At 65.4% G+C, this 23494-nt stretch carries 19 protein-coding genes; 14 read left to right on the forward strand and 5 right to left on the reverse strand.

Translation table 11 applies throughout. From position 1 onward, the window contains the following. Window positions 1-60: 60 nt before the first annotated feature. The 3 genes from HU764_RS06740 to HU764_RS06750 are packed head-to-tail and all read right to left on the reverse strand — an operon-like array spanning window position 61 to window position 5026. Window positions 61-1992 carry an ATP-binding protein gene (locus tag HU764_RS06740; RefSeq protein ID WP_027592860.1) on the reverse strand — a complete coding sequence of 644 codons (1932 nt, stop codon included), beginning with the start codon at window positions 1990-1992 and terminating at the stop codon, window positions 61-63. Then, window positions 1989-2879 carry an ABC transporter substrate-binding protein gene (locus HU764_RS06745; RefSeq protein ID WP_186703920.1) on the reverse strand — a complete coding sequence of 297 codons (891 nt, stop codon included), beginning with the start codon at window positions 2877-2879 and terminating at the stop codon, window positions 1989-1991. Before HU764_RS06745 ends, HU764_RS06740 begins: the two co-directional genes overlap by 4 nt. Further along, window positions 2879-5026, reverse strand: coding sequence for a TonB-dependent receptor plug domain-containing protein (locus HU764_RS06750; RefSeq protein WP_186680725.1), 2148 nt, complete (start codon window positions 5024-5026; stop codon window positions 2879-2881). Before HU764_RS06750 ends, HU764_RS06745 begins: the two co-directional genes overlap by 1 nt. A gap of 137 nt (window positions 5027-5163) precedes the next feature. Between HU764_RS06750 and HU764_RS06755 the strand changes: the two genes are divergently transcribed. The 14 genes from HU764_RS06755 (at window position 5164) to HU764_RS06820 (ending at window position 19297) form a co-directional block, all read left to right on the forward strand. Next, on the forward strand, window positions 5164-6189 hold the full coding sequence (locus tag HU764_RS06755) for an NAD(P)H-dependent glycerol-3-phosphate dehydrogenase (protein WP_027592857.1): 1026 nt from the start codon (window positions 5164-5166) through the stop codon (window positions 6187-6189). Window positions 6190-6225: 36 nt separating this feature from the next. Continuing rightward, on the forward strand, window positions 6226-6573 hold the full coding sequence (locus tag HU764_RS06760; RefSeq protein WP_186703919.1) for a DUF4389 domain-containing protein: 348 nt from the start codon (window positions 6226-6228) through the stop codon (window positions 6571-6573). Continuing rightward, window positions 6570-7028: a phosphohistidine phosphatase SixA gene (gene sixA / locus HU764_RS06765; protein WP_186680727.1), complete on the forward strand. Its 459-nt coding sequence runs from the start codon at window positions 6570-6572 to the stop codon at window positions 7026-7028. Before HU764_RS06760 ends, sixA begins: the two co-directional genes overlap by 4 nt. A 110-nt stretch (window positions 7029-7138) precedes the next feature. Then, complete coding sequence (locus HU764_RS06770) at window positions 7139-7480, forward strand: hypothetical protein (protein ID WP_186680887.1); 342 nt, start codon at window positions 7139-7141, stop codon at window positions 7478-7480. Window positions 7481-7574: 94 nt separating this feature from the next. Next, the gene (locus tag HU764_RS06775) at window positions 7575-8363 is read left to right on the forward strand and encodes an alpha/beta fold hydrolase (RefSeq protein ID WP_186703918.1); all 789 of its coding nucleotides are present in this window, start codon (window positions 7575-7577) and stop codon (window positions 8361-8363) included. Continuing rightward, window positions 8360-9214 (forward strand): alpha/beta hydrolase, encoded by an 855-nt coding sequence (locus HU764_RS06780; RefSeq protein WP_186703917.1) that lies wholly within the window; start codon window positions 8360-8362, stop codon window positions 9212-9214. Before HU764_RS06775 ends, HU764_RS06780 begins: the two co-directional genes overlap by 4 nt. Before the next feature lie 109 nt (window positions 9215-9323). Further along, a complete protein-coding gene (locus HU764_RS06785; protein WP_027592851.1) occupies window positions 9324-10118 on the forward strand; it encodes a DUF4892 domain-containing protein in 795 nt (264 codons plus the stop codon). A 12-nt stretch (window positions 10119-10130) separates the two neighbouring features. Then, complete coding sequence (locus HU764_RS06790; protein WP_027592850.1) at window positions 10131-11177, forward strand: AI-2E family transporter; 1047 nt, start codon at window positions 10131-10133, stop codon at window positions 11175-11177. Between the two features lie 235 nt (window positions 11178-11412). Beyond that, window positions 11413-11502, forward strand: a complete 90-nt coding sequence (gene kdpF, locus HU764_RS06795; protein WP_033693985.1) for a K(+)-transporting ATPase subunit F — start codon at window positions 11413-11415, stop codon at window positions 11500-11502. A gap of 9 nt (window positions 11503-11511) precedes the next feature. Then, window positions 11512-13206, forward strand: a complete 1695-nt coding sequence (kdpA, locus tag HU764_RS06800; protein WP_186703916.1) for a potassium-transporting ATPase subunit KdpA — start codon at window positions 11512-11514, stop codon at window positions 13204-13206. Between the two features lie 9 nt (window positions 13207-13215). Beyond that, complete coding sequence (gene kdpB / locus HU764_RS06805) at window positions 13216-15270, forward strand: potassium-transporting ATPase subunit KdpB (RefSeq protein WP_186680731.1); 2055 nt, start codon at window positions 13216-13218, stop codon at window positions 15268-15270. 10 nt (window positions 15271-15280) lie between these two features. After that, window positions 15281-15832, forward strand: a complete 552-nt coding sequence (kdpC, locus tag HU764_RS06810) for a potassium-transporting ATPase subunit KdpC (protein WP_186703915.1) — start codon at window positions 15281-15283, stop codon at window positions 15830-15832. 121 nt (window positions 15833-15953) lie between these two features. Further along, a complete protein-coding gene (locus HU764_RS06815) occupies window positions 15954-18608 on the forward strand; it encodes a sensor histidine kinase (protein WP_186680736.1) in 2655 nt (884 codons plus the stop codon). Continuing rightward, entirely contained in the window at window positions 18605-19297 is a 693-nt protein-coding gene (locus tag HU764_RS06820; RefSeq protein ID WP_027592845.1) for a response regulator, read from the forward strand. The genes HU764_RS06815 and HU764_RS06820 overlap by 4 nt, the downstream gene beginning before the upstream one ends. Before the next feature lie 30 nt (window positions 19298-19327). On the opposite strand, the gene HU764_RS06825 is transcribed toward HU764_RS06820, so the two are convergent. Both HU764_RS06825 and HU764_RS06830 read right to left on the reverse strand, forming a co-directional pair. Beyond that, window positions 19328-20233, reverse strand: coding sequence for a LysR family transcriptional regulator (locus HU764_RS06825; RefSeq protein WP_027592843.1), 906 nt, complete (start codon window positions 20231-20233; stop codon window positions 19328-19330). 125 nt (window positions 20234-20358) lie between these two features. After that, complete coding sequence (locus tag HU764_RS06830) at window positions 20359-23289, reverse strand: aminotransferase (RefSeq protein WP_186680738.1); 2931 nt, start codon at window positions 23287-23289, stop codon at window positions 20359-20361. Window positions 23290-23494: the final 205 nt, after the last annotated feature.

Here is a 23494-nt window from a genome sequence, read left to right on the forward strand (position 1 = left end):
CTGAAACGTCTATTTTCAGGTCCGAAGAACGTCCTGTCCAGTCCTTAAGACTGCCGCACTTTAGCATTTATCGCCAGTCGCGGTTGTCTGACCGGGTAACCAGCGTTGCAGCGCCCGCTGCAGCTCGGTGCGGCGCAAGGGTTTGCTCAGGTAGTCGTCCATGCCCGCGGCCATGCAACGCTCACGGTCGCCCTGCAAGGCGTTAGCGGTCAAGGCGATGATCGGCACGTGGATGCCGTTTGGCAGCAGGCGGATGCGCTGGGTGGCTTCATAGCCATCCAGGTTCGGCAACCGGCAGTCCATCAGAATGGCGGCGAACGGTTGCTGGCTGACCTGTTCGACCGCCTGGATACCGTCTGCCGCCACGCTGACCTCAAGCCCCAGGCTGCGCAGCATGGCTTCGATGACGTTTTGGTTGACCGGGTTGTCCTCCACCAGCAGCACCCGCTCGCTGCCGGTAAGTGGGCGCTGTTCACGCACCGCCCCGGGCAGTGGCGCCTGGGCCGGTGCGGCCAGGGCCAAGGGCATTTCCAGGGTAAAGGTCGAGCCCAGGCCTTCGCGGCTCTCACCGCGCAGCTTGCCGCCCATGCGTTCGGCCAGCGTACGTGCGATCGACAGGCCCAGGCCAGTGCCGCCATAGCGCCGGGAAATCGAGCTGTCGGCCTGCTGGAAGGCGACGAACATCATTTCCAGGCGGTCGCTGTCGATGCCGATACCGGTGTCGCGCACGCTGCAGGTGAACCACAGCAGTTGGCGGTCCAGCACCTGGCAGCGCGCTTCGACCTGCACCTGGCCCTGCTCGGTGAATTTCAGGGCATTGCCGACAAGGTTCAGCAGAATCTGCCGAATACGCGTGGGGTCGCCGTTCACGTTCAGGTGCTCGATGCCCGTCGGCATGTTCAGGTGCAAGCCAAGGCCACGTTGCTGGGCACTGTGCTGGAACGACTGGACACTGCTGGCGATCAGCTCGCCGAGGTTGAAGTCGATGCGCTCCAGCTCCAGTGCGGTGCGTTCGATGCGCGAGAAATCGAGAATGTCGTTGATGACCTTGAGCAGGTGCCCGGTGGACTCGCTGGCAACGGCGGTGTACTCGGCCTGCTCGCTGGTCAGCGGTGTGGTTTCGAGCAATTGCAGCATGCCCAGCACGCCATTCATGGGGGTGCGCAGCTCATGGCTCATCATCGCCAGGAAGTCCGACTTGGCCCGGTTGGCCTGTTCGGCTTCCTCGCGTGCCTGGGTCAACTGGGCGATGGCGCGCTTCTGCTCGTCACTGGCTTGCTCCAGGGCGTTGGCCAGGTTGTTGATGTGGTGCGCCAGATGGCCCAGTTCACTGTCATCCACCACGGGCAGGGGCGTGTTGTACTCGCCTTGCTGAATGGCCTTGACCGCGTGGCCCATGTCGCTGATCGGCTTGGCCAGGCTCATGGCCAGGCGGCGGGCCAGCAGGAAGGTGAACAGCAGGGCGAACAAGGCCAGGATGCCCGCCTTGATGACGATTTCCTGCTGGCGCTGGCTGAAGGCGTCATCGGACATGCCGACGATCACCCGCCCCAGGTAGTCGTCGCCAATGGCCGGCGTGGAGGTGTTGCCGGGCTGCAGGAAGTCGGTGTCCAAGCGAATTTGCTGAAGGCGGATCGGCGCTTGGAACACTTCCACCTGCTGTGCGCGGTTGGCGCTTTCGTCGGACTGCTCGACGTAGACCAGGATGTGGTTGCGGCTGTCCTGCACTTCGAGAAAGCGCACGTGCGGAATGCTCAGGGTGGCGCGCATCAGCCCTTCGAGCACCTCGTTGTTGCCCGAGATAACCCCGTATTCGGAGGCGGGCGCCAGCTGGTTGGCGATCAGTTGGCCGGTGTGGTTGAGTTCCTGGCGCAAGTCCTGGATACGCACGAAGGTAAAGAAGCTGATCAGCAGCAAGGTCAGCAGCAGGGCCGGGCCAAGGCTGATGATCTGGGTGCGGGTGTGGATGTCCCAGCTCAGGCGTCTGCTCATGGGGTGGATTCTCCTTCGGCCAGGGCCTTGGCAGCGGCGTTCGGGTCGATCGGTTCAAGGCCTAGGGCGCGTGCCACCTGCTGGTTGCCACTGACGCCGTAGCGCGCCGGGTAAAGGCTTCGCGGCCAGCGCGCGGGTGGCTGGTCGAGCAAATGGTCGAGCACGGCCAGCCAGTCGTCCTGGTCGCTGTAGGTGCTGGCCAGGGCGCCTGCGCGAACGAAGCCGGCATTTGGGCCAATCAACGCCATTTGCCGGCCGTAGCTGCTGAGCAGCAGGTTTTTCGCCGTCTTGGGGTTGTACAGAGCGGGGTCGTCGAGGCCCAGCAGTACATCGCTGTTGCCTAACAGCTGTTGCAAGGGCCGGCTGTCACGTTGGTCGGGCCAGTCCTGGGCAATGATCTCCAGGCCCAGCGGGCGGGCGGCATGGCGCAGTTCATCGAGCAAAAAGGCACTTTGCCTACCGTAAAGCACACCGATGCGTTGCGCCTGAGGCAGCAGGTAGCGCGCCAGGCGCAGTTGCCGGGCCAGGGGCGGGTCGCTCCACAGCAGCGTCAGGAAGGGGGGGCGCGACTTTCCCAGGCGCTGTTCAGCCTGTACTCGGCTGACGCGCATGGCCAATGCTGGTGGCCCGGCGTTTTCACTCAGGCGCCAGTCCAGCGCGGCACTGTCAAGCAGCACCAGGCGTTGATCGGCCTTGAGCTGGCTTGGGCGGGGCAAGTCGGCAGTGGTTTGGAAGCGCACCCGATCATGCGGGCGATGGCTTTCGAATGCGGCGACGAAACTGCGAATGCCGGGCTGATCCTCGCCACCGACCAGCAAGATTTCACCGGCGGACAGCGGCCCCAGGGGCCACAGGCAAAGCAGCAGCACGCGCAGCAGGCGGGCCATCAGAACTCCAGCTCCGCGCTGACACTCAGGCGGTGGCGGCTGTCGTAGCGGTTTTGCAGCGCAGTCGTGGGCTCATCGTCCAGGCGCTGTTGCCACAGCGCCGCCAGCTCAAGGTTGCTGCCCTGCACCCGGAAGCGCTTGGCCAGGCGCAGGTCCAGGCGCTCGTAGCGGTACTGGTTGAGGGCATCGTCACCGTAGTAGAACAGCGCACTCGACCAGCCGTCGCCCCACTCGCGCATCCAGCCCGCCGAGCCGCTGTTGCGGGCGCTGAGGCGGCGGTCGTCGGGGTTGCTGGCCCAGGCGTCGACGTAGGCGTAGGTCACGCGCAGGCGGTCACGCAGGGTGGGGCGCCAGTCCAGTTGCGCCTCGCTGCCGGTAAAGCGCGCCTTGTTGCTGTTGCTGGCGATGTACTGGTTGTTCTTCAAAGGCTCGCTGATCATTCCGGTGATCTCGTCGTAGAACAGCTTCACATCCATGCTCAGGTCGATGTCGCTGAAATAGCCGTTGTAGCCCAGTTCGCGCGAGCGCATGCGCTCTTGCTCGAGGTCGCCCGGGCCGCGGGTCTTGACGAAATACTCACCGTGCGGCTGGCCAAACGCACTGGGGTTGAGGTTTTTGACCGTGTAGCTCCAGTTGACGTTGTTCTCGAACATGTCGGGGGAGCGTACCGCTTCGGAATAGACAGCACGCAGGCCATGGCGCGGGGTGATCAAGTAGTTGACCGCCACCCGTGGGGTCAGCGAACTGCCAGACAGGCGCGCGTCTTCGAACATCGCCCCGCCCTGGATGATCCAGTGTTCGTCGGCCCGCCATTCCAACTGGCCGAACAGGCGCCAGGTCTGGTCGACGAGGCTGCCATTGAAGTACGTCTGCGAGTCGGCACGATCATAGCGGTAGTTCATGCCGCTGAGCAGGCGCAGGCTGTCGGTCAGGCTCAGGGTGTCCTGGATTTCCAGGTCGTAGCGGGTTTCGCGGGTGCTCTGGTCGACATCGCCGCAGACCACATCGCGGCCACCTTGGTTGTTCCACTGGTCCTTGATGGCATCGACCAGCGCCTGTTCTTCGGGGTTGCTGCTGCGCGGTGGATCGTTTGCGCCGCGCGCCACCAGCTCGGCAAAGTTCGGGTTCAACTGCCACAGGCGGGTCAGCTCTGGGCTGAACGACAGCGCCGCATCGCAGGCGCGCCAGACTTGCTGGCGGTCGAAGTGCTGGGCCGAACCCTGGACGTAAAGGCTGTGCTCGGGGTTGAAGTCGATGTTCCAGCGTACCGAACCCGCGTAATCCTTGGCGTTGGCGTCGGTGTTGTCGCCGCGCTCGGTGACGTAGGGGAACACCGGCTGGTAGGTATAGGGGCGCTGGTTGCTGCCTTCCTTGGCCGCCAATTGCCATTCCAGGGTCTGGTCGGGGGCCAGGGTGTGGCTGGCGCTGAGGTTGAAGCGGGTGAGGCGGCGGCTGTCACGGTAGTCCTGGCCGTACTGGTCCTGATCGAAGCCATCGTCTTGCTGGCCGGACACCGACAGGCGCATGTCGCCGCCATCCCAGCCAAAACCATGGCTGGCGTAGAAATCGTTGATGCCATCCTCGCCGCGGGTGACCTTGAGGCGCGTGCCATGGCTGTCCGCCGGGTTGCGGGTGAGGATGTTGACTACGGCCATCAAGGCGTTGGCGCCATAGCTGACTGTGTTGGGGCCGCGGAACACCTCGATGCGCTCGATGTCTTCCATGGCCAGGGGGATGTCGCTCCAGTCCACCGTCGCCAGGCCCGCGCGGTACACCGAGCGGCCATCGATCAGCACCTGCATGCGCCGCGCATCGTTGACGTTGCTGCCATGGTAGTTGACCGTCGGCTGGTTGCCGGCGCCGTAGCCGATCATCATGCCCGGCACCAGGCGCAGCAGTTCGGGGATATCGCGGGCGCCGCTGGCGCGGATCAGCTCACTGTCGAGCACCGTCATGCTGCCAGGGACCGCTGCCGGGGATTGTTTGAGCCGGGTGGCGGTCAGAACCTGCGGCAGGTCGGCGTTGTCGATGAACAGATCGTCGGCCATGGCCGGGCCGCCGAGCAGGGCAGTCAGAAGCAGAAGACGCGGGTAAGGAGGCGTGCCTGGGAACACGGTACGACCTTGTTTCAGGGATGAAACAGGCATGTTAACCGACCGCAGGGCTTTTGCCAGTGATCTGGGTTTCCTTGCCGGCCCTTTCGTAGGCGCTGGCACTGGCCCTGTCGAATACGCACCGTATAATGCAGCGTCGCCACTTAACTTTTGGCTTTAACGGATTAGATATGACTGAACAGCAGCCTGTTGCAGTTCTGGGAGGCGGCAGCTTCGGCACCGCCGTGGCGAACCTGCTGGCGGAAAACGGTGTGCCGGTGCGCCAATGGATGCGCGACCCCGAGCAGGCCGAGGCCATGCGTGTCAACCGCGAGAACCCACGCTACCTCAAAGGCATTCGCCTGCACGACGGCGTAGAGCCGGTCAACGACCTGCTGGCCACCTTGCAGGCCTGCGACCTGGTGTTTGTCGCCTTGCCGTCGAGCGCCTTGCGCAGCGTGCTGGCGCCCCATGCCGAGTTGTTGCGCGGCAAGGGGCTGGTCAGCCTGACCAAGGGCATTGAGGCGCAGAGCTTCAAGCTGATGAGCCAGATCATCGAAGAAATCGCACCTCAAGCCCGCATCGGCGTCCTGTCGGGGCCAAACCTGGCCCGTGAAATCGCCGAACATGCGCTGACCGCCACCGTGGTCGCCAGCGAAGACGAACAACTCTGCCAACAGGTGCAGGCCGTATTGCACGGGCGTACCTTCCGCGTCTACGCAAGTGCCGACCGCTTCGGGGTCGAACTGGGCGGGGCACTGAAAAACGTCTACGCCATTATTGCCGGCATGGCCGTGGCCCTGGGCATGGGCGAGAACACCAAGAGCATGCTGATCACCCGTGCACTGGCCGAAATGACCCGCTTCGCCGTGAGCCAGGGTGCCAACCCCATGACCTTCCTGGGCCTGGCCGGTGTCGGTGACCTGATCGTTACCTGTTCCTCGCCCAAGAGCCGCAACTACCAGGTCGGCCACGCCCTGGGCCAAGGCCTGAGCCTGGAGCAGGCCGTCAATCGCCTGGGCGAAGTGGCCGAAGGGGTGAACACCCTGAAGGTGCTCAAGGCCAAGGCGCAGGAAGTTCAGGTGTACATGCCGCTGGTGGCGGGCCTGCACGCCATCCTGTTCGAGGGCCGTACCTTGAACCAGGTGATCGAGCACCTGATGCGCGCCGAGCCCAAGACCGACGTCGATTTCATTTCTATCAGTGGTTTTAATTAAGCCGTCAGCGGCTTCGGCCCGAACAAGGAGCGACACATGAACGATACGCCCGAACGCGCCCAGCGCGAGTCGATCATCCTGCGGGTGCTGTGGATGTTGGTGTTTCTGGTGGCCTGGCAATTGGCCGAGCTGCTGTTGGGCGGCCTGGTGCTGGTACAGCTGATCTACCGCCTGATCTACGGCGCCCCCAGCGCCAGCCTGATGAACTTCGGCGATAGCCTCAGCCAGTACCTGGCGCAGATCGGCCGCTTCGGCAGCTTCCACAGCGACCAGAAGCCTTGGCCATTCGCCGACTGGCCAGCCCCGCGCGCCCCGGAAGGTGAGGCGCCCCATGCTGTGGCACCCGCGCCGCACCCGGTGCGTGACGAAGAGCCCAAGCTGTGAAGCTGTGGGTGCTGCGCCACGGTGAGGCAGAGCCTCGGGCCAACAGCGACGCCGAACGCCGTCTGACCAGCCATGGTCGCGAGCAGGTGCTGCACAGTGCCGCGCGCCTGCTTGGGCAGCCGTTGCAGGCCATCATCGCCAGCCCTTATGTCCGTGCCCAGCAAACGGCAGCGCTGGTGCATGACACCTTGGATTTCCCCGAGCCAGTGCGCACCGTGGCCTGGCTGACGCCGGACAGCAATGTGCAGCAGGTGATCGGTGAAATCGAAAAGCTCGGCCTGGAGCATGTGCTGTTGGTTAGCCACCAACCACTGGTGGGGGCCTTGGTCTGTGCCCTGGAGCATGGCCATGTACAGCAACCGGCGCCCATGAGCACCGCCAGCCTGGCGGAGCTGGAAGGGGAGTGGCCGTTGGCAGGCCTGATGACCTTGCGCGCAATCAGTTCGCCAGCCTGACGCCGCTTGGCAACTGGCATTTCTGCCAGTTGCCGCTTCACTCGACCGCTTGCTAGCGTGGCGCCACATCGAATGAGTGGCCAGGCAGGGAGCAGTTGATGAAGGGTGATATGCAAGCGCTGTTACGTTCACTGGACTTGCAACCCACAGTAGACAAAGTGCAGGAAGGCGTGGTGCTGGACTTTGCCCAGTACAGCGTGTTGCGCGACTCGGCCGACGCCAAGCTTTACCACCTGATGGGCAAGGTGGGCGATGCTAAAGACGACCTGGGCGAGCTGCAGGAAGCCTGCCTGCGGGTGTCCCGCTTGCTGCAGACCAGTTGCCTGGCGCTGCGCCGATTGCAGCTCGACTATGAGGACCAGTGCCTGGCGCGTGAAGTGCTCGAGAGCCAGCTGGCCTATATGCAGGCCTGCCTGCAGCGTTCGCTGGCCAGTTTTGTGCGTACCCGATGACCTGATAGCCCTCGCCGATGACCTTTCCGGACATTGCCGAGCGGCCCCGCGATGCCGACAATGGGCCATCCTCCCACCGTCCGGACCAGGCGCCATGTCGCAGCACATCTTCTTTGCCCACGCCAATGGTTTCCCGTCTGCCACCTACGGCAAGCTGTTCGCTGCCCTGGCGCCGGACTATCACGTTCACCACCTGCCCCAGCATGCCCACGACCCGCGCTTCCCGGTGAATGAAAACTGGCAGAACCTGGTCGATGAACTGCTGCACCACCTGGCGCAGCAGGACGCGCCGGTCTGGGGGGTTGGCCATTCGTTGGGCGGGGTATTGCACTTGCATGCCGCCTTGCGTTGCCCCGAGTATTACCGCGGGGTGGTGATGCTCGACTCGCCGGTGTTGACCCGCGCCGATCAGTGGCTGCTGCGCACTGCCAAGCGTTTTGGCTTTATCGACCGCATCACCCCGGCCGGCCGCACTTTGGGGCGGCGCGAGGCGTTTGCCGATCGCGACAGCGCACGGGACTATTTTGCCAGCAAACGCTTGTTCCGCCACTTTGACCCCGACTGCCTGGAAGCCTACCTGGAGCATGGCTTGGAGCCCGCGCAAGAAGGGCTGCGCCTGCGTTTCGACCCGGCTACCGAGATCAGTATCTACCGCAGCATCCCCCACGCCAGCCCAGCGCCTGCCCGGCAACTGCAGGTACCACTGGCGATGGTGCGCGGCGAGCGCAGCAACGTGATCCGCCGGCACCACACGCTGGCCGTGCGCGGCATGGCCAAAGGCGAGTACCACAGCGTGCCGTGCGGGCATATGTTCCCCTTGGAACGCCCGACCGACACCGCCAGCCTGATCAAGGGCCTGTTCGACCGTTGGAGCCACGAATGAGCGCGCACATGGAAGAAATCCGCCTGAGCCTGGGCCATATCGAACTGGCTGCGCACCTGTTCGGCCCTGAGGATGGGCTGCCGGTGATTGCCCTGCACGGCTGGCTGGACAACGCCAACAGCTTCGCCCGGCTGGCGCCGCGGTTGCAGGGCCTGCGCATCGTCGCCCTGGACCTGGCGGGCCATGGTTACTCGGAGCATCGCCCGCCTGGCGCCAGTTATGCGCTGGCCGACTACGCCCACGATGTGTTGCGGGTGGCCGAGCAGTTGGGTTGGCAGCGCTTTGCCTTGCTGGGCCATTCACTGGGGGCGATCATCTCGGTACAACTGGCGGGCGCCTTACCGGAGCGGGTCAGCCACCTGGCGCTGATCGATGGCGTCATTCCGCCCACCGGGGCCGAGCAGGACGCCGGTGAACGCCTGGGCATGGCATTGCAGGCGCAGTTGCGCCTGGATGGCAAACGTAAATCCGTCTACCCAGCGTTGGAGCAGGGCGTGCAGGCGCGCATGAAGGGTATGGTCGCCGTCAGCCGCGAGGCAGCCGAACTGTTGGCCCAGCGTGGGCTGATGCCGGTAGCGGGGGGGTACAGCTGGCGCAGCGACAGCCGCCTGACCTTGCCGTCCCCTGTTCGCCTGAGCCATGCGCAAGCCATGGCCTTTGTCGGGCGGGTGAGTTGCCCGGCCTGCCTGGTGGTGGCCGCCGACGGCATGCTGGCGCGCCACACTGAGTTGCTGGAGCAGCTACCCTTTGAACAGGTGACGCTGCCCGGGGGGCATCACCTGCACCTGAACGATGAGCAGGGCGCGGCCCTTATCGCAGACTGTTTCAATCGCTTCTTTGGCTTTGCTTGACTTGCACCGGACAAGTGCCGAGGCTTGGCGGGTTGAACAGGGAGACAACCATGCACATGCCAGACACGCTGGACCTTAGCTTCGGCGCCCCGCGCCGACTGGGCTGCCGATGAGCGCGCCCGTAACCCTCCGTACTACCCTCGCTGCCTGCTTCGTGCTCGCTAGCCCCTTGCTGTGGGCAGGTAGCCTGCCCGTTCCCGTGGATGCCAAAGTGGTCGACCAACGCCCTGCGGTGGAGCAGGAGCGCGTGTACCCCATGGGGCCTTTGCGCAAGATCAGCGGCCGCCTGCGGGTCGACGACAAGGTCGAAAGCCGTGGCCAGGTCAGCTCGGTCACCTATGAACTGCCGGTGGAGCGCACGGCCCGCGAGGCGTTTACCAGCGCCCGCGAAGCACTGCAACACGACGGTGGTTACCCATTGTTCTGGTGCCAGGGCCGCGACTGCGGCGAAGCCAGCCTTTGGGCCAATGATGTATTCGCCAATGCACGGCTCAATGGCGGTGACGAGCAGCAGGCGTTCATCCTCCTGCGCCGTTCTGCAGAAGAGGCCGACACACTGGTGGCGTTGTACAGCGTCACCCGCGGCAACCGCCGCGCCTACCTGCACGTGGAAGAGTTCGTTGCTGCCAGCCCGCTGGGTGAGCTGCTGCCCACGGCCGCCACGGTGCTGCGCGAAATGCGCGACACCGGCAAGCTCGACTACCCTGACCTGAGCACGCCGCAACCTGCCTGGGTGGCGTTGTTGGGGCGTAGCCTCAACCTGGACAGCACCTTGCGCGCCAGCCTCAGCGGCAAAGAGGCCGAAGCGTGGCGTGAGCAACTGGTCAAGGCGGGCGTGCGCAGCAACCGGCTCGAGGTCGGCAACGCCCCTACCGATGGCCTGCACCTGGAACTGATCCGTTGAACGAGCACCGCCATGGCCAATAATGACCGCCTGCTGATCCAGATCGTCCTGTTGACGTTGCTCGGCGCTGCCTTGTGGGTCATGGCACCGTTCATTTCGGCGCTGCTGTGGGGCGCCATTCTGGCCTTTGCCAGCTGGCCGCTGATGCGCTTGCTGACGCGTGCGCTGGGCGGGCGCGAAACGTTGGCCGCCAGCCTGCTGACCGCAGCCTGGATCCTTATCGTGGCGTTGCCGCTGGTATGGCTGGGTTTCAACCTGGCGGATCATATCCGCGATGCCACGGCGTTTGTCCGTGATGTGCAGGTGGATGGGCTGCCCGAGGCGCCGGCCTGGCTGGGCAGCATTCCCCTGGTGGGTGAGCGCATGGTCAATTGGTGGCAATCGCTCGACCAGCAAGGTGCGGCTTTGATTGCTTCGATCAAGCCTTACCTGGGCCAGGTCGGCAACTGGTTGCTGGCGCGCAGTGCGCAGATCGGCAGCGGCATGCTCGAACTGAGCTTGAGCCTGGTCTTCGTGTTCTTCTTCTACCGTGACGGCCCGCGCCTGTCAGCGTTCGTGCTGCGCCTGTTGCAGCGCTTGACCGGTGACCGCGCCGAGTACTACCTGGACCTGGTGGCGGGCACCGTGCAACGTGTGGTCAACGGTGTCATCGGCACGGCAGCGGCCCAGGCCTTGCTTGCGCTGATCGGCTTCCTGATCGCCGGCGTCCCCGGGGCCATCGTGCTGGGCCTGGTGACCTTCATGCTCAGCCTGATCCCCATGGGGCCACCCCTGGCGTGGATCCCCGCGACGGCCTGGTTGGCGTGGAAAGGGGAGTACGGCATGGCGGTGTTCCTGGGTATCTGGGGCACCTTCGTCATCAGCGGCGTGGACAACGTGCTCAAGCCCTACCTGATCAGCCGTGGCGGCAACCTGCCGCTGGTCATCGTGCTGCTGGGTGTGTTCGGCGGGTTGATCGCCTTTGGTTTCATTGGCCTGTTCATCGGGCCGACGTTGCTGGCGGTGGGGTATAGCCTGCTGCTTGACTGGAGCCGCAACGCCGGGCAGCAAACACCGTAGGAGCGGCCTTGCGTCGCGAAAGGGCTGCATAGCAGCCCCAGCGATTATCGTGGTAACGCTGAAATCTGGGGCTGCTTTGCAGCCCTTTCGCGACGCAAGGCCGCTCCTACAAGGGGCTGCGTTTTTTACGCATTCTTTATGCGTTGATCCATCCCTCGATCTCGCCCCTTTACGCCCCTCCCTCGGACAATTTCCCCAAAGCGGCCCAAGCGCCGCACCACGGGGAGCTCCACACATGAACATGCTCGACGGGCTGTCACTGCTGCTGGCAGTGGCATTGGCGATTTACCTGCTGATGGCGCTGCTGCGCGCCGATCGCAGCTAGGGAGTGGCCATGCACAGTTACGACTTTGCCTTGTTACTGGCGTTTTTCGCCATCGTGCTGCTACCGGCACCCTGGCTTGGGCGGTTCTACTACAAGGTGATGGAAGGCCAGCGCACCTGGCTGTCACCGGTGGTGGGCCCGTTAGAGCAGGCCTGCTATCGACTGGCAGGCGTACGCGCCGACCAGGAGCAGAACTGGAAGCAATACACCCTGGCGTTGCTGGCCTTCAACCTGGCCGGCTTCCTGCTGTTGTTTGCCGTGCTGCTGTTGCAGGGCTACTTGCCGCTGAACCCACAGCAATTGCCCGGGCAGGAGTGGTCGCTGGCGTTCAACACCGCCGTAAGCTTCGTCACCAACACCAACTGGCAGGCTTATAGCGGCGAGTCATCGGTCAGCTACCTGAGCCAGATGCTGGGCCTGACGGTGCAGAACTTCGTCAGTGCTGCCACTGGCCTGGCAGTACTTGTGGCCCTGTGCCGCGGCATTGCCCGCCGTTCGGCCGCCACCCTGGGCAACTTCTGGGTCGACATGACCCGGGCCACGCTCTATGGGTTGTTGCCCCTGTGCCTGGTGCTGGCGCTGCTGCTGGTGTGGCAGGGTGTGCCGCAGACCTTTGCCGACTATGCGCACGCACTGACCCTGCAAGGCACTGACCAGACCATCCCGCTCGGCCCGGCGGCTAGCCAGATCGCCATCAAGCAGCTGGGCACCAACGGCGGCGGCTTCTTCGGCGTCAACGCGGCACACCCGTTCGAAAACCCCACGGCCTGGAGCAACCTGTTCGAGGTGGCGTCGATCATTCTCATCCCGGCGGCGCTGGTGTTTACCTTCGGCCATTACGTGAAAGACCTGCGCCAGAGCCGGGCGATTCTTGCCTGCATGCTGAGCCTGTTCCTTATCGGTGGGGCTACAGCGCTGTGGTCCGAATACCAGCCCAACCCGGCCTTGCAGAGCGCGCAGGTGCAGCAAAGCGCGCCGCTCGAAGGCAAGGAAAGCCGCTTCGGCACCACCGGTTCGGTGCTGTGGACAGTGACCACCACGGCAGCCTCCAACGGCTCGGTCAATGCCATGCACGACAGCCTCAACCCGCTGACCGGCATGGTCGCGATGGTCAACATGATGGTCGGCGAGGTGATCTTCGGCGGCGTCGGTGCGGGGCTCTACGGCATGCTTTTGTTCGTGCTGATCGCCGTGTTCCTGGCCGGCCTGATGATTGGCCGTACCCCGGAATACCTGGGCAAGAAGCTGCAGGCGCGTGAGGTGCAACTGTTGGTGGCGACCTTGCTGGTGATGCCGGTCGGCGTGCTGGTGCTGGGCGCCATCGCCGCCAGCCTGCCGGGCCCGGCGGCGGCGGTGAGCAACCCCGGTGCCCATGGCTTTAGCCAACTGCTGTACGCCTACACCTCCGGCACCGCCAACAACGGTTCGGCCTTTGCCGGTTTTGGCGCCAACACGGTGTACCACAACCTGATGCTCGGCCTGGCCATGCTGATCGGCCGCTTCGGCTACATCCTGCCGATATTGGCCTTGGCCGGCAGCCTGGCGGCGAAAAAGAGCGCACCCCAGGGGCTGAACAGCTTCCCCACCCACGGCCCGCTGTTCACCGGCCTGTTGCTGGTAACCATCCTGCTGGTGGGTGGCCTGACCTTCCTGCCGACCTTGGCCCTCGGGCCAATTGCCGAACACCTGAGCCTGGGCTTCTGAGGAACCACCATGAACATGCCCATTCCTGAAGTAAAAGCCCCCCACAGCGCCAAGGACCAGACCCGCTTCGCCGCGCTCTGGCGCCCGGCCCTGATCCAGGCCTTCGTTAAACTGGACCCTCGGCAGCTCAAGCGCTCGCCGGTGATGCTGGTGGTGGCGCTGACTGCCGCGCTGACCACTGTGTTGTGTTTTGCCCCCGGCAGTGGCGTGAGCACAACAGTGGCGGTGCAAATTGCCCTGTGGCTGTGGTTTACCGTGCTGTTCGCCAACTTTGCCGAAGCCCTCGCCGAAGGCCGTGGCAAGGCCCGCGCCGACAGCCTCAAGGCTGGGAGCCAGGGGCTGAACGCCCAACGTCGCGACAGCGCTGGCGCATTCGAAACGGTTGCCGCGACCGCGCTGCGCAAGGGCGATGTGGTCAAGGTGATCGCGGGTGAGCTGATCCCGGGTGATGGTGAGGTAATCGAAGGCATCGCGGCGGTCAACGAGGCGGCCATCACCGGTGAGTCGGCCCCGGTGATCCGCGAGTCCGGCGGCGACCGCTCGGCGGTCACCGGCAACACGCGGCTGGTGTCTGACTGGTTGCTGATCCGCATCACCAGCAACCCTGGCGAATCAACCCTGGACCGCATGATCGCCTTGGTCGAAGGTGCCAAACGCCAGAAAACGCCCAACGAGATTGCCCTGGATATCCTGCTGATTGGCCTGACCCTGATCTTCCTGATCGTGGTCGTGACCCTGCAGCCGTTCGCCCACTTTGCCGGCGGTAGCTTGCCGTTGATCTTCCTGGCCGCACTGCTGGTGACGTTGATCCCCACCACCATCGGCGGCTTGCTGTCGGCCATTGGCATTGCCGGCATGGACCGCCTGGTCCGGCTCAACGTCATTGCCCGTTCCGGCCGCGCGGTGGAAGCTGCGGGCGACGTGCACACCCTGATGCTCGACAAGACCGGCACCATCACCTTCGGCAACCGCCGCTGCAGCGCGCTGCATGCCGCGCCGGGCGTCACCGCCAAGGAGCTGGGGGAGGGCGCCTTGTTCGCCTCGCTGGCCGATGACACGGCCGAGGGCAAATCGATCGTCGAGTACCTGCGCCAGTTGCACGACTTCGTCGAACCCTCCGGGCAGCAGCTCGTACCGATCGCCTTCAGCGCCGAGACGCGGTTGTCGGGTGTCGACTTCCAGCAGCACCGCTACCGCAAGGGTGCTGTCGATGCGGTGCTGGCATTCGTTGGCCTGCAACGGCTGGAAATGCCGCCGGCATTGGCCCGCGAGGTCGAGCGCATTGCCCAGAGTGGCGGCACGCCGCTGTTGGTGTGTGTCGACCAGCGCTTGCTTGGGGTGATCCACCTCAAGGACGTGGTCAAGCCCGGTATTCGCGAGCGCTTTGCCGAACTGCGCAAGCTGGGCATCCGCACCGTGATGGTGACCGGTGACAACCCGCTGACCGCCGCTGCCATTGCCGCCGAGGCCGGGGTCGATGACGTGCTGGCCGAGGCCACCCCAGAGAAGAAGCTGGCGCGCATCCGTCAGGAGCAAAACGACGGCCGCCTGGTCGCCATGTGCGGCGACGGCGCCAACGACGCCCCGGCGCTGGCCCAGGCCGATGTGGGCATGGCCATGAACGACGGCACCCAGGCAGCGCGTGAGGCGGCCAACATGGTCGACCTGGACAGCGACCCGACCAAGCTGCTGGACGTGGTCCAGGTGGGCAAGGAACTGCTGGTGACCCGTGGCGCCTTGACCACCTTCTCGATTGCCAACGACGTGGCCAAGTACTTCGCCATCCTGCCGGCGTTGTTCGCGGCCATCTACCCGCAGCTGGGCGTGCTCAACCTGATGCACCTGGCCAGCCCGCAGAGCGCGATCTTGTCGGCGATCGTGTTCAACGCGCTGATCATCATCGTGTTGATCCCGCTGGCGCTGCGCGGTGTGCGGGTGCACGCGGCGAGCGCGGCCCACCTGCTGCGGCGCAACCTGCTGATCTACGGGCTGGGCGGGATCATCGTGCCGTTCGCTGGGATCAAGCTGATCGACATGCTGCTCAATGCCTTGCACCTGGTCTGAGGAGGCCGCCATGAACACTTATGTACGCCCGGCCTTGAGCCTGGCTTTGCTGATGACGCTGGTCACCGGCGCGTTGTACCCGTTGGCGGTGACCGGTATTGCCCAGGTCGCCTTCCCTGAACAGGCCAATGGCAGCCTGGTGCGTGACGCGCGCGGCGAGGTGCGCGGCTCGGCACTGATCGCTCAGGATTTCCAAGGCGATGGCTGGTTCCATTCGCGGCCCTCGGCTGGGGCTTATGCCACGGTTGCCAGCAGTGCCAGCAACCTGTCGCCGAGCAACCCGGCGCTGGCCGAGCGGGTGGGCAGCGAGGCCGCGAAGCTGTACCGGGCTGAGCAAGGGCCTGTGCCGCAAGCCTTGTTGACCACCTCAGGCAGTGGCCTGGACCCGCATTTGCCGCCGGAGGCGGTGGCTTATCAGGTAGCGCGTGTGGCAGCGGCTCGCAAGGTGCCCGTTGAACGCTTGCAAGCCCTGGTGGAAGAGGCCACCCTCCACCCATTGATCGGGCCGCCTGTGGTCAATGTACTGGCGCTGAACCAGGCCCTGGAGAGGTTGGGGCAGTGAGCTTGGGGCCGTATCGCACCGCTCGCAAGGGCGGTGAGGTCCCTGTAGGTGCGGGCTTGCCCGCGAAGGCCTGCAAAGCAGGCCCAGATTCACCGATCGCCGCACAATCTAAGGATGAAACATGAGTGATTCCGCCCGCGCAGACGCGCTGTTGGCCAACCTTCCGCGCGAAGGCCGCGGCAGGCTGAAGGTGTTCCTTGGCGCCGCACCGGGTGTGGGCAAGACCTACGCCATGCTGCAAGCCGCCCACAGCCAGCAACGCCAGGGCGTACACCTGCTGGCCGGGGTCGTCGAAACCCATGGCCGCGCCGAAACCGAGTCGCTGCTTGGTGGCCTGCCCCAGCAGCCCCTGCTGCGCAGCGAGTACCGTGGCGTCACCCTGGAGGAGATGGACCTCGACGGCCTGCTCAAGGCCGCACCTGCGCTGGCCCTGGTCGACGAACTGGCCCACACCAACGCCCCCGGCAGCCGCCACGCCAAGCGCTGGCAGGACGTTCAGGAACTACTCGCCGCCGGCATCGACGTGTACACCACGGTCAACGTCCAGCACCTGGAAAGCCTCAACGACAAGGTCCGCGACATCACCGGCGTGCAGGTGCGCGAAACCCTGCCGGACTGGGTCCTGCAGGAAGCGTTCGAATTGGTCTTGATCGACCTGCCACCGCGCGAATTGCTGGAGCGCCTGCGCGAAGGCAAGGTGTACGTGCCAGAGCAGGCGCGGGCTGCGATCGATGCCTATTTCTCCCAGACCAACCTCACCGCATTGCGCGAGCTGGCCATGCAGACCGCCGCCGCCCAGGTCGACGCCGACCTGGCCCACGGCTACCGCCAGCGCGGGCAGGAGGCTCCGGCCCTGCGCGGGCGCCTGCTGGTGGGCATCGATGGCGACGACCAGGCCGAACGCCTGGTGCGCCACGCCAGCCGCGTAGCGCAACGCCGGCACCTGCCCTGGAGCCTGGTGCACGTCGACAACGGTAAGCTGCGCGACGAAGCCGCACGCCAACGCCTGCAAGCCGCGCAGCAACTGGCTGAGCGCCTGGGCGGCGAAGTGGTGCTGCTGCGCGCCGGTGAAGTGGCGCGCACGCTGATCCAGCATGCCGGCGAGCGGCGGGCCAGCCTGGTGCTGGTGGGGCAGTCGCGTGATCGCCTGCGCCGTCGCTTCTTCGGCGCCGGTGTAGCGGCGCGGCTGCTGCGCGAAAGCCACGGCCTGGAGATCAACGTGCTCGACCGCGATGCCCAGCCGGCCCCGGCCAGTGCGGCGGTGCAACGGGTATGGGTGTGGCGGCACTACCTGCTGGCCCTGTTTGCCACGCTGCTGGCGACCGGTTTGTCGTGGGCCGTGTCCAGCGTGCTGGCGCTGCCCAATATCTCCCTGGTGTTCCTTGCCGCCGTGCTGCTGGTAGCGGTGCGCAGCAGCCTGGGGCCGGCCTTGGCCTGCGCTGCCCTGTCGTTTCTGACCTACGACTTCCTGTTCATCCCGCCCAATTTCTCGTTCAGCATCCAGCGCGAAGAAGACGTGCTGACCCTGGTGTTCTTCCTGCTGATGGCGGCCCTCACCGGCAATCTTGCGGCCCGCCAGCGCCGCCAGTTGCAGGCGCTGCGCGAGACGCAGGCGCAGACCAACCAGTTGCTTGATTTATCCCGCCGCCTGACCGTTGCCGCCGACCGCCAAGCGGTGTTCAACGCCGCCGGCCAACACCTTGACGGCTGGCAGGATGTGCAAGTCTGCCTGCTCGAACGTAACCCCGAAGGCCAGCTGCACCTGGCCAGCGGCGAGGCCCACGGCCTCAGCGACAACGAGCGCGCCGCCGCCGAGTGGGCCTGGCAGCACGGGCAGGCGGCGGGCCATGGCAGTGACACCTTGCCCAATGGCCGCTGGTGGTGGTGGCCGCTGGCGGTCGATGACCACCCGCTGGCCCTGCTCGGCGTACGCCCGCGCTCTGGCGAACCGCTCAGCGCCCAGCGCCGGCGCCTGCTCATGGCCCTCGGCCAACCCCTGGCCCAAGCCCTGGCCCGCGCCCGCCTGGCCGAACAATTGGAGGCGGCGCGCCTGCATGGCGAAACCGAGCAACTGCGCAGTGCCTTGTTAGCCTCGGTCTCCCACGACCTGCGCACGCCCTTGACCGCCATGCGCGGCAGCATCGACAGCTTGCTGGCGCTGGGCGAGGCGATCCCCGAGGACGACCGCCGCGAGCTGCTGGAAGGCACCCGCAATGAAGCCGAGCGCCTGGACCGCTACATCCAGAACCTGCTCGACATGACCCGCCTGGGCCATGGCGGCCTCAAGCTGGCCCGCGATTGGGTGGCCCCCGCAGACATCGTCGGCAGTGCGCTGAACCGCCTGCGAGTGGTGCTTGCGCCCCTGCGCGTGCACACCGATGTGCCGGCCGAGCTGCCGTTGCTGTTCGTGCATGCGGCGCTGATCGAGCAGGCCTTGGTCAACGTGCTGGAGAACGCTGCACGCTTCTCGCCGGCCCAGGGTCGGCTGGAACTGCAGGTGTCGGTGCAGGGTGAACAACTGCGCATTGCCGTCAGCGACCAGGGCCCCGGCATTCCGGTGGCCGAGCGGGAGAAGATTTTCGACATGTTCTACACCGCCGCCCGCGGTGACCGGGGCGGGCAGGGCACTGGCCTCGGCCTGGCGATCTGCCAGGGCATGATTGGCGCCCATGGCGGGCAGATCCTGGTGGGTGAAGGGATCGATGGCCAGGGCACTGGCATCACTTTATGCTTGCCGCTGCCCCCTCAACCTGAAGCCGAAAGCGAAGCCCCATGAGCCAGTCCGCCACCCTCCTGGTCATCGACGACGAACCGCAGATCCGCAAGTTTTTGCGCATCAGCCTGACGTCCCAGGGCTACAAGGTGATCGAGGCCGCCACCGGCAGCGAGGGCCTGGCGCAGGCCGCCTTGGGCAAGCCCGACCTGGTGGTGCTCGACCTCGGCCTGCCGGACATGGACGGCCAGCAAGTGCTGCGCGAGCTGCGTGAATGGAGCGCAGTGCCGGTGCTGGTGCTGTCGGTGCGGGCCAGTGAGGTGCAGAAGGTCGATGCGCTGGACGGCGGCGCGAATGACTACGTGACCAAGCCGTTTGGTATTCAGGAGTTTCTGGCGCGGGTGCGCGCCTTGCTGCGCCAGGTGCCGCAGGCCGGCGGGGGCGAGGTGGCGGCCAGTTTCGGGCCGTTGACCGTGGACTTTGCCTTCCGCCGCGTGACCCTGGAGGGCGTCGAGGTGGCGCTGACCCGCAAGGAGTATGCGTTGCTGGCCCAGCTGGCCGGGCACCCGGGCCGGGTGATTACCCAGCAGCAGTTGCTCAAGGACATTTGGGGGCCGACCCATGTGGACGATACCCACTACCTGCGGATCGTGGTCGGGCACCTGCGGCAAAAACTCGGGGATGACCCCATGGCGCCGCGTTTCATCATCACCGAGGCGGGCGTCGGCTACCGGTTGGTCGCGCCCGCCTGATGATGCCGGCCGGGCGGCCATTGCGCGTGGTCAGGCCCTTGGCGGCTCCTTTTCGAACAGTTGCCGTACGACTTCCAGGTAGCGCCGCGCGCCCAGGCCCAGGGGCCGCGGTTTGACCCAGATGATGTCGACCCACAGCCGTAAGCGGCTGGCCATGTTGTCGAAGCGCACCTCGGCCAAGGCGCCCGAGGCAATCAACGGTTCGACCAGCGGCTGCGGCAGGTAGGCCCACCCCAGGCCGGATTGCACCAGATCCAGCGTAGCTAGGTAGCTGTCGGTCAGCCAGATGCGCCGCGACAACACCATGCGCGGGTCGGAGCCGGTGGCTTTGCCGGAGGCCACGATGATTTGCCGTTGCTCGGCGAAGGCTTCTTCGGGCAGTGGTGTGCCACTGTTGCGCCCGGCGGGGTGGCGGGGTGATGCGACGGCGACCAGCAACTGGCTGCCGGCTTCAAGAAATGACTCACGCTCATCGATGCCGGGCCGTTCGAAAACCAGCGCCAACTGCACGCTGCCGTCATGCAGCAAACGAATCGCTTCGGCTTGCGTGGCCGAACGCACTTCGATCTCAAGGCTTGGGAATTCTTGCGCGAGGGTTTCCAGCGGTTGGCTCCAGCGGCCGGTTTGCAGCTCGGGTGCCATGGCGATGGTCAGGCGCTTTTCCAGCCCCTTGTGCAGCTGCAGGGCCTGGGCGTCGAGCAGGTTGAGCTGGCAGATCACCTGCCTGGCCTGAGGTTCGAGGGCCAAGGCGGCGCTGGTTGGCAAGGCTTTGCGCGTGGCCCGGTCGAACAGGGCCAGGTCCAGCTCGGCTTCCAGCTGGGCGATGGCCATGCTCACGGCCGAAGGCACGCGGCCCAGCTTGCGCGCTGCTGCGGAAAACGACCCTGCCTCCAGTACGGCCAGAAAAACGGCAAGTGAGTCGCTGGTGAAGGCCATTGTCAGAAAACCTGATTGATCGGTTGAGCCGCGTAGGCTGTGATGGGGGCTGCGCAGCGGCCCCCGTTATGACGGTGTGTTGCTGCAGAAAAGTATGAGTTTTCAAGCAGGCCTATAACAATCTCTTACAGATCTTCCGACAGGATACGGTCCACGCTGTCGACAAAGTAGTCCACGCTCGCCCGTGTGGTGCACATCGGTGGTTTGATCTTGAGGATGTTGAGGTAGTCGCCGGTCGGCTGCATGAAGATGCCCAGGTCACGCAAGCGGTCGCACAGCAGCAAGGTCTCCTCGGTCGCCGGTTCCAGCGTCTGCCGGTCGCGTACCAACTCAAGCCCCAGGTAGAAGCCCGAGCCATGCGCCGCACCTGCGAGCGGGTGCTTGTCGACCAGCGCCTGCAAGCGCGCCTTGAAGTAGCGGCCGGTGTCGCGGGCGTTGTCCCACAGCCCTTCCTCTTGCATCACGTCCAGCACCGCCATGCCGATGCGGCAACTGACCGGGCTGCCCCCCGCCGATGAGAAGAAGTAGCCCTGCGCCTCCAGCGCCTCGGCGATTTCGCGGCGGGTGATCACTACCCCCAGCGGCTGGCCGTTGCCCATGCCCTTGGCCATGGTGATGATGTCGGGCACCACCCCTTGCTCCTCGAAGCCCCAGAAGTACTCGCCCAGTCGGCCATAACCCACCTGCACCTCGTCGGCGATGCACACGCCACCACGGGCGCGCACCTTGGTGTAGGCGTCCTGCAGGTAGCCCGCTGGCAGCGAGATGCCCCCGGCGTTGCCGTACACCGGCTCGCAGATGAAACCGGCCAGTTGGCGGCCACGGGCATCGAGGTCGGCCAGCTTGGCGTCGACGTCGCGCAGGTAGTCGGCGGCACTGTCGGCACCACGGAAGCGCCCACGGAACGTGTTCGGTGCCTCGACCGGGTGCACCCAGTCTGGCCGGGTTTCCAGGGCTTGCGGGTTGTCGGCGATAGAGGTGGAAATGGCGTCTGTAGCCACCGACCAGCCGTGGTAGGCCTCCAGCACGCTGAGCAGGTCGCGCCCGCCGCTGTAGGCCCAGGCCAGGCGGATGGCCAGGTCGTTGGCCTCGGTGCCGCTATTGACCAGGAACACCCGGTCGAAGCCTGCTGGCGCCAGCTTCAGCAGGCGTTCGGAGAACTCGGCGATGGCCGCGTAGTGGAAGCGCGAGTTGGTGTTCAGCAGCGACCATTGCCGCGCCGATTCCGCCACCATGCGTGGGTGCCCGTGGCCAAGCACGGCCACGTTGTTGAGCATGTCCAGGTAAGACCGGCCCTGCATGTCGATCAAATAATTGCGCCAGCCGCGTTCGATATGGGGCGGTTGCGTGTAGTAGTGCTTTTGCGAACGGGCGAAGCTGGCATCACGACGTGCCAGCAGCGCCTGTGCATCGGGCAGCGGTTCGGCGTCGCAATCAAAGCCCAGCAGCGCGGCAGGCGACGGGCACAGCGCTAGCCAGGCAGCGGCCTGGGAGGGGGTGGCGAAAAAGGGCGGGCGGGCGCCGTTATCCAGGCACAGCTGAATGCTGAGCAAGCCACCGCTGCTGCCCAATTTTTGACCTTTTGCCAGGGCCTGCCCATCTGCCGGAGCATCCTCCAGGCCACCTAGCCACAAGCTCCAGTGGGGTGTGCGCAGGCAACCGCGGCCATCGCCATGGCGCTGCCAGGTACCGGCCTGCGGCGCCTGCACGGTGCTGGTGTTGGGCACATGCAATTCGACACCCAGCGCGCAGGTGGCAGGTTCTTCAGCGCGGTCGATATGGGTTTGTGACAGGCGATATTGGCCATGCAGCGTGCACGCCGGGGCCGGTTGTGCAGCCAGCAGGTGCTGGTCGAAGCCTGGCTGTTCCCAGTTGCCTGCTTCGCAGTGCGGGCTGAGCACGCCCAGGTCGAGGCGAGCCACTGGCTGGCCGGCCTGTTCAGGCAACAGGGGCGCGCAACTGGCCAGGTCGGGCCGGCTGGGTTGAACACCGGCCGCCAGCAGAATAGCCGCCTCCATCAGCGCGAATGGCACGGCAGTAGCCGTGTCGAAAATTTCCCATTCGTGGGCGATGTTGTTGCGGATGTACTGGTTGCCCGGGTCTACAGCCAGCTGTTGCTCGCTGCTCAGCACCAGTACCGCAGCGCGGTTGAGCACCAGCGGCCACAGAGCACGCAGCTCGGCTTCGCTCAGCGGGTTGAGGGCCTGGTAGGCCCGCACCGCCGGCAGAATGCGCAGTGGGTCGCCTTCGGCATGGTGCAGCAGTGCCGCACAGGTCACCGAGAGGTCGGCAATGCGCCAGGTACGCAGCAGGTCGCCAAAATCGATGACGCCCTGCACCTGCCACTGGCGCTCGTCATCGCGGGCCCACACGGCGTTGTCATCGGTGATGTCCAGGTGCACGGCTTGGCTTGGCAGCTGCTCCACCAGCGGTGCCAGGCGCTCGGCCGCCAGTTGAGTGGTTTGCTCGACACGGGCGCGTTGCCCGGCGTCTTGCAACACCGGCAGCAGGTGCTGGATCAACGCCTGCGCGTGCTGCGGGTCCCATTGCAGGGTGCGGTTCAAGCCGGGGTGGTCAAACTCGGCCAAGGCTTGGTCCACTTTCGCGCAAAGCCCGCCCAGCTCGGCTATCAGGCGCGGTGCCATGTGCTTGAGGCGGGTCAGCGGTTGGCCGTCGATGTAGTCAAGCAGGCGTACCCGCAGCGGTTGCCCGTCGATGTCCAGGGCCAGCAATGCCTGCCCGTTTTGCGCCGGGCGCACTGCGGGTACCGGCAAACCCTGTTCGCGCAGGTACGCCAGCGCGGCATGCTGCGCCTCCAGTTCGACCTGGGCATAGCTGCCGTGGCAGGCCTTGAGCACGAAACGGCCCTGGGCGGCATCCACGCGGAAGTTCAAGTCTTGCTGGCTGCCCAGCGATGACAGGCTGCCCGCGAAGCCGTAGTGCGCCTGCAGCAAGGCGTGTGCCTGGGCCTCGCTGAGCGCAGGGCTGGGCAGGGCGGAGCGCTGGATCAGGATGTCCAGGGCAGGGGAGGCGGGCGTTTGGTGGTGGCTGGGCATTGGGCTCTACCGTTGGTGCTGGGGGTTGACGGTAGAGAATTTATGCCCGTTTTGGCTGATGATGGAAGACGATTGTTGTCAGAATTTTTGATGATTGGGTGTGGGTTGTGGGTGCATGTCTTGAGTTTTGTGGGACCTATGAGATCGAGCGCCGCCCGCGCGGCGCTTCGCAGCACAAGGCTGCTCCCACATTTGTTTCGGGCCA

The organism is Pseudomonas kermanshahensis (assembly GCF_014269205.2).
In the GTDB taxonomy this organism is placed as follows: domain Bacteria; phylum Pseudomonadota; class Gammaproteobacteria; order Pseudomonadales; family Pseudomonadaceae; genus Aquipseudomonas; species Aquipseudomonas kermanshahensis.